The 6,847-nt window shown below is 68.1% G+C and carries 5 protein-coding genes and 1 pseudogene; all 6 read left to right on the top strand.

Features of this window, described 5'->3' with window-relative positions:
• Positions 1-212 (top strand): annotated as a pseudogene (locus tag ELR45_RS35635) (GbsR/MarR family transcriptional regulator); the annotation flags it as partial.
• 151 nt (positions 213-363) lie between these two features.
• A complete protein-coding gene (locus ELR45_RS21750; protein WP_129668216.1) occupies positions 364-1,401 on the top strand; it encodes an ABC transporter ATP-binding protein in 1,038 nt (345 codons plus the stop codon).
• Positions 1,391-2,464, top strand: coding sequence for an ABC transporter ATP-binding protein (locus tag ELR45_RS21745; RefSeq protein ID WP_276320718.1), 1,074 nt, complete (start codon positions 1,391-1,393; stop codon positions 2,462-2,464). Before ELR45_RS21750 ends, ELR45_RS21745 begins: the two co-directional genes overlap by 11 nt.
• A gap of 77 nt (positions 2,465-2,541) precedes the next feature.
• Positions 2,542-3,165: a class I SAM-dependent DNA methyltransferase gene (locus ELR45_RS21740; RefSeq protein WP_205857010.1), complete on the top strand. Its 624-nt coding sequence runs from the start codon at positions 2,542-2,544 to the stop codon at positions 3,163-3,165.
• Positions 3,162-4,343, top strand: a complete 1,182-nt coding sequence (locus ELR45_RS21735; protein WP_129668214.1) for a cytochrome P450 family protein — start codon at positions 3,162-3,164, stop codon at positions 4,341-4,343. The genes ELR45_RS21740 and ELR45_RS21735 overlap by 4 nt, the downstream gene beginning before the upstream one ends.
• 179 nt (positions 4,344-4,522) lie before the next feature.
• The coding region (locus ELR45_RS21730; protein WP_165367994.1) for a S8 family peptidase at positions 4,523-6,847 on the top strand (2,325 nt) is incomplete at its 3' end.

Raw genomic sequence — 6,847 nt, 5'->3', positions numbered from 1 at the left:
CGTTCCTGGCCACCGAGCACCAATACCTCCTGCGGCGGGCAAGAGGGATCGAGGAGATCCTGAACTCTCTCGGCGAGAGCGAGACCGGCCCGCGCATGCGCCTGGAGAACATGCGCGATTACAGCGCCTGGCTGTACGACTACCACCACGGCGAGATGCTCAAGGCGTGGGAGGAACACAAGCGACAACGCGACGCCTCACGCGACGCGTGACGGCCTGCGGGACTTCACGGCCACGCTGGCGACGAGGACGTCAGCCCGCGACCGGAGACGGGCGCCCGTAGCTGTCACGGCCCGCGTGAGCCGTCGTGTCCACAGGCGCCCGCCGAGCCGCCGGCTCGGGGCATCAGGGAGGAGATTCACCTTGGCGACCAGCACCGATCCGTCGGCTCCGCCTGACGTCTCCGGCTCCGGCCAGACGCCGCTTCTCGAGGTCGACGACCTGCACGTGGAGTTCCGGACCCGGGAGGGTGTGGCACAGGCCGTCAACGGTGTCTCCTACACGGTTGACGAGGGTGAGACGCTCGCGGTGCTCGGCGAGTCCGGATCCGGCAAAAGTGTCACCGCGCAGGCGATCATGGGGATCATCGACAGTCCGCCTGGGTTCGTGACCGGTGGCTCGGTCCGCTTCCGTGGCCGTGATCTGCTCTCTCTGCCCGAAAGCGAACGCAAGTCGGTCCGGGGCAGCAGCATCGCCATGATCTTCCAGGATGCGCTGTCCGCCCTGAATCCGGTCTTCCCAGTCGGCTGGCAGATCGCCGAGATGTTCCGGGTCCACCGCGGGATGTCCAGGTCCGCGGCACGCAAGCAGGCGATCGAGTTGATGGACCGGGTCCACATCCCGGCCGCACGGGACCGGGTCCGCGACTACCCACACCAGTTCTCCGGCGGGATGCGGCAGCGCATCATGATCGCCACGGCGATCGCTCTGGATCCCGCGGTGCTCATCGCCGACGAGCCGACCACCGCACTGGACGTGACCGTGCAGGCGCAGATCATGACGCTGCTACGCGAGCTGCAGGACGACAGTGGGATGGGCCTGATCCTCATCACCCACGATCTCGGCGTCGTGGCCGACGTCGCCGACCGGATCGCGGTGATGTACGCCGGCAGGATCGTCGAGCAAGCATCTGTCGGCGACATCTACGCCGCCCCGGCGCACCCGTACACGAAGGGTCTGCTGGAGTCGATCCCCCGAGTCGACCTCAAAGGCCATGATCTGTCGGCCATCCACGGGCTCCCGCCCACCCTCACCCGGATCCCGCAAGGCTGCGCCTTCCACCCGCGTTGCCGTTATGCCGAGGACGTCTGCCGGGTGGAACGCCCGCCGCTGCACGAGGTCGCCCCGGGACGGACGAGTGCGTGCCACTTCTCCGAGGAGGTGCTCAGCGGTGCCCGCTGACATCGGCCCCGCCGGCCAGAACTCCGGCGACGCTGCTCCGGCGTCGCCCACTGGCCAGCCCCTGCTCGAGGTCCGCGACCTCGCCAAGCACTTCCCGCTGACCAGCGGAGCCGTGTTCAGGCGGCGCGCCGGCCAGGTCCAGGCCGTCGACGGCGTCTCGTTCGACCTGCGCAAGGGCGAGACGCTCGGCGTCGTCGGAGAGTCCGGCTGCGGCAAGTCGACCCTGGCCAAGCTGCTGATGCGGCTCGAAGAGCCGACCCGTGGCGAGGTCCGGCTGAACGGCCGGAACATCTACGACCTCAATGGGAAAGCGCTGCGGGCGTTGCGACGCAACGTACAGATGGTCTTCCAGGACCCGTACTCGTCGCTGGATCCGCGCATGACGGTCGGCGACATCGTCGGCGAGCCGTTCGATCTGCACCCGGAGGTAGTACCGAAGAGCGGGCGGCGCCGCCGCGTTCAGGAGCTGCTCGAGGTCGTGGGCCTGAACCCGGAGCACATCAACCGCTATCCGCACCAGTTCTCCGGCGGGCAGCGGCAGCGTATCGGTATCGCCCGTGGCCTGGCGTTGCGCCCAGAGGTGATCATCTGCGACGAGCCGGTCTCGGCCCTGGACGTCTCGGTTCAGGCACAGGTGATGAACCTGCTCGCCAGTCTCCAGAAGGAGTTCGGCCTCTCCTACATCTTCATCGCTCACGACCTCTCCGTCGTGCGGCACATCTCGGACCGGGTCGCGGTCATGTACCTGGGGAAGGTCGTGGAGATCGGCAGCGACGAGCAGATCTACGAGCATCCGGCCCACCCCTACACGCAGGCTCTGCTCTCCGCCGTGCCGGTGCCGGATCCGTCCGTACGTGGCCGGCGGCAGCAGATCATCCTCGCCGGCGACCCGCCGAGCCCGGCCGACCCGCCCAGCGGCTGCCGGTTCCGTACCCGATGCTGGAAGGCCACTGAGAAGTGTGCCGAGGAAGAGCCCGCACTGATCACGCGTCCCGGCACCGATCACGATGCGGCGTGCCACTACGCCGCCACTCGCGAGGACGTCGTCGTACACCACGGTTGAGAGGCAGCGCACGTCCCCGAACCGGCCCGTGTGACGATGGCCTGTACTGATCCGTGAAGAGAAGGAAGGCCGCCCAAGTGAACGACCCGACGAATCCTCTACTGGCACGTGCGTATTCGCTCAGCGGCCCGGAGGAGGCGGAGCAGGTCTACGACGAGTGGGCGGAGACCTATGACACGGACACCGTCGACGGCATGGGATACGTCGCGCCGCGCCTGGCAGCGCAACGCCTGGCCGAGCTCGTCGCAGAGCCGGCCGTCGTGCTCGACGCCGGTTGCGGTACCGGCCTGGCCGGGGCCGAGCTGGCGAAGCGTACCCAGCTGACTATCGACGGCATCGACCTGTCCGCCGGGATGCTGGCCAAGGCCGGGCAGCTCGGCGTGTATCGTCACCTCTCCACCGCGGATCTCACCAAGCCACTGGACCTCGTCGACGGCAGCTACGACGCCGTCATCTGTGTCGGGACGCTGACCGGTGGCCATGTCGGGCCCGCGGCATTGGACGAGATGGTCCGTGTCGTCCGCCCAGGTGGATACGTCGTCGTCACCGTACAGGGCACCGTGTGGGAGACAGGTGGATACCGCGCACATCTGGATCGCATGGTCGGACAGGGCGCCATCCATCTCCGCGAGGCCACTGACAGCCCGTACCACGAGCGCGAGGGCATCAACGGATACCTGTGCGTCCTTGACGTTCGATGACGCCGCCAAACCCCTTCGACCAGGATTATCTCGAGGACCCGTACTCCACGCTCGCGGCGCTTCGGCGACAGTGCCCCGTGCAGCACGTGGAGCTGCCCGACCATTCGACAGCGTGGGTTGTCCTCGATCATCACCGAGTGCACTCCGGACTGGCCGATCCGAATCTCTCGTTGAACAAGAAGAACGCACGGACCGGCTACACCGGCCTCCGGCTACCACCCATGTTGGACGCCAACCTGCTGAACATGGATCCGCCCGACCACACGAGGCTGCGGGAACTGGTGTCCGCCGCGTTCACTCCGCGCCGGGTGGCCGGCTTGCGTCCCCGCGTGCAGGCCACCGCGGACGCGTTGGTGGACGCATTCCCCGACCAGCCGACAGTGGACCTCGTCGACGCGTTCACCGCCCCGTTCCCGGTGCTGGTGATCTGCGATCTGCTGGGTGTGAGCGATCAAGACACCGGGATGTTCCGGCAGTGGATGGAGACCCTACTGGCCCCGGACCCCGGCAACCCGACCGCCGCCAAGGACAGTGTGGCCGCCATGGTCCGGTTCCTGACCGAGCTCATCGCCGCGCGCCGGGAGCGACCCACCGATGACCTGCTCTCGGCACTGACAACGGCACGGGAGGACGGCGACCAGCTCAGCGAGGAAGAGCTCATCTCGCTTGTGTTCCTACTGTTCTTCGCGGGCTTCGAGAACAGCGTGCATGCCATCGGCAACGGTCTACTGGCCCTACTTCGGCACGACGATCAGCGCGCGATGCTACACGCGGACGAGAGCCTGCTGCCGGCCGCCGCCGACGAGGTCCTGCGTTACGACCCTCCGTTGCAGTTCGCCATCCGCCGATTCGCCCTGCACGACGTCGAGCTGGCTGGGCAGGCCGTGGAGGCCGGCGACACTGTGCTGCTCTCCGTCGCCGCCGCCAACCGGGATGGCGCGGCGTTCTCCGAGCCTGACCGGTTCGACATCTCCCGACAGGACGTGGCCCACCTGACCTTCGGGCATGGTCCACATTTCTGTCCGGGAGCCTCGTTGGCGCGGCTGGAGATCGAAGTGGCTTTCGGCACCCTGCTACGGCGGTTGCCGCGGATGCGACTGGCCGTTGACGAATCCGAGCTGCGCTGGCGCCCCTCCCACCGCAGCCGAGGCCTCGCGTCCCTGCCCGTCACACGCTGATCGTCAGCCGGACAGGAGGGGTCCCGTCAGGTATGCGGACAGCATGATTCGGCTCGCACGAGACATGCGAGACGTCATCCCTGATTTCCGATAATGTTCTTCCCGAAGCTCTGGCCAGCACCTCAGTACGGACAAGCTTCACTTTTCGGGCGTTAACGACTTCTCACGGAGGACGGCACGTGTCGAGCACAGCGCGCACGCGGCGCAACATGTCCAGGCTCGCCACGATGACGTCCGTCACGGGACTCGTGGCGGTCACGGCGCTCGCGGCGGGCGGGTATGCCCTGGCCGCTCCGGGACACGAGTCCACCTCGCCGGATCTCGCAGACCCCGGTGGGCGCGATACTTCCGAGGCCCACGGCGTCCTCGGCGACGTCCTGAAGGACGGTCTCCTCTCCCCCGGCGCGTTCGACGGGAATGGCCGTTACGTGGTCGTTCTCGCCGATCCCCCGGCCGCGACCTATGCCGACGGTGTCGACGACCTGGCGGCGACCACACCGGACGACGGGCAGGGCTTCCAGGCGGGCTCCGCGGAGGCCCGGCGCTACCGCGACCATCTGCACCAGCTGCAGGCGGACGTCGCGGCAGCCGTCGACGTCTCCCCGACCCAGCAATACACCGTCGCTGTCAATGCCTTCGCGGCCGAGCTCGACGCTTCCCAGGCTGCCGGTCTTCAACAGGACCCACGCGTACTCGCCCTGGTCGAGGACACCGCGCATCCGCTGGACACGGTCGAGTCACCGGAGTATCTCGGATTGTCCGGTAACGGCGGCGTGTGGGATGGGCTCGGAGGCGTCGACGCCGCCGGTGACGGCGTCGTCGTCGGCGTCATCGACTCCGGAATCTGGCCGGAGAACCCGTCCTTCGCGGGCTCTGCGCTGCCCACGGGCCCGTCAGACGAGGTCGGTGCGCCGTACTGGACGTCGGACACCGAGACCGCGATGGCGAAGGCGAACGGGGATCTCTTCACCGGCGAGTGCGAGACCGGCGAGGAGTGGAGCACGGAACACTGCAACGACAAGGTGGTCTCGGCCCGCTACTTCTCAGACGGGTTCGCCGGAAGCGTGCCGCCGGAGGAGCGCAGCGAGGACGAGTTCCTCTCCCCACGCGACGGCCAGGGCCACGGTAGCCACGTCGCCGGCACCGCGGCCGGCAACCACGGAGTGGAGATGTCCGTCGACGGCCAGGAGTTCGGCGAAGGCTCCGGCATGGCGCCGGCGGCGAAGATCGCCTCGTACAAGGTCTGCTGGGCCACGGGAAACCCCGACGACGGCGGCTGCTTCCTGTCGGACATCGTCGCCGCGATCGACCAGGCCGTGGTCGACAACGTCGACGTCATCAACCTCTCGGTCGGCGGTTTCCAGGACACCGCCATGGACGTGATCTCGCTGTCCTTCCTCTCCGCCGCGTCCGCGGACATCTTCGTCGCCGCCTCCGGCGGGAACAACGGACCGGACGCCTCCACCGTCGCTCACAACAACCCGTGGGTCACCACCGTCGCGGCGAGCACCTACGTGGCGTACGAGGGCACAGTGGAGCTCGGGGACTCACGGCTCTTCCGCGGCGCCATGCTCAACCCCGATGGCGTCGGAGAACAGACACCCCTGGTGTGGGCCGGTGATATCGCCGCCGACGGCGCGGCGCCCGAGGATGCCGCACTCTGTGCCGATGCAAGCCTCGACGAGAAGCAGGCCGAAGGCACGATCGTGCTGTGCGATCGCGGAGCGATTCCGCGCACCGACAAGTCCGACGAGGTCGCCCGGGCCGGTGGCGCCGGGATGATCATCGGCAACATCGAACCGGAAGAGACCCTGGACGCGGACAGCCACGCCGTTCCCACCACCCATCTAAGCTCCGCTGATGCGGCCGAGGTACGCGAGTACATCGCCGATGAGAGCGAGCCCGAGTACGAGGCCAAGGAGGCCGAGTCCTCCGGCGCGACCGCGGCGCTGCTTCCCGGAGACCAGACCGACCTCGCGCCCACACCGTCGCCGGTCCTGGCCGGCTTCTCCTCTCGCGGCCCGGCTCTGGCCAACGGAGGCGACCTGCTCAAGCCCGACATCACCGGTCCAGGTGTCAACGTGCTAGCCCCGGTGACGCCCGGCTACAACGCAGAGCAGGGCGACGAGCAGTACGGTCTCATCTCCGGTACCTCGATGGCGTCCCCGCACATCGCGGGCCTCGGCGCGCTGCTGCGCGGGGAGAACCCCGAATGGTCACCTGCCGCCGTCAAGTCGGCTCTGATGACGTCCTCCGACGATCTGGTCGACGCCGACGGTTCGGAGGATCACGACCGCTTCGGCTCGGGCTCGGGACACGTGGACCCCGCCGGGGCGCTCTCCCCCGGCCTGGTCTATGAGGCCACCGCGGACGACTGGCTGTCCTTCCTGGCCGGGACCGGCGAAGACCTCGGGATCCCCGGGGTGGAGCCGATCGACCCGTCCAACCTCAACTATCCGTCGATCTCAGTCGGAGCGCTGCCGGGCAAGCAGCAGGTGGTGCGT

It is taken from the genome of Phytoactinopolyspora endophytica (assembly GCF_004138495.1).
GTDB classification, from domain to species: Bacteria; Actinomycetota; Actinomycetes; order Jiangellales; family Jiangellaceae; genus Phytoactinopolyspora; species Phytoactinopolyspora endophytica.
The sequence above is the reverse complement of the archived record's forward strand: the minus strand, read 5'-3'. Positions and strand labels throughout refer to the sequence as shown.

What these genes read in the sequence shown, in the direction of transcription:
- ELR45_RS21735 (WP_129668214.1), top strand. Translation starts at nt 3,162, where the DNA reads ATGACGCCGCCAAACCCCTTCGACCAGGATTATCTCGAGGACCCGTAC.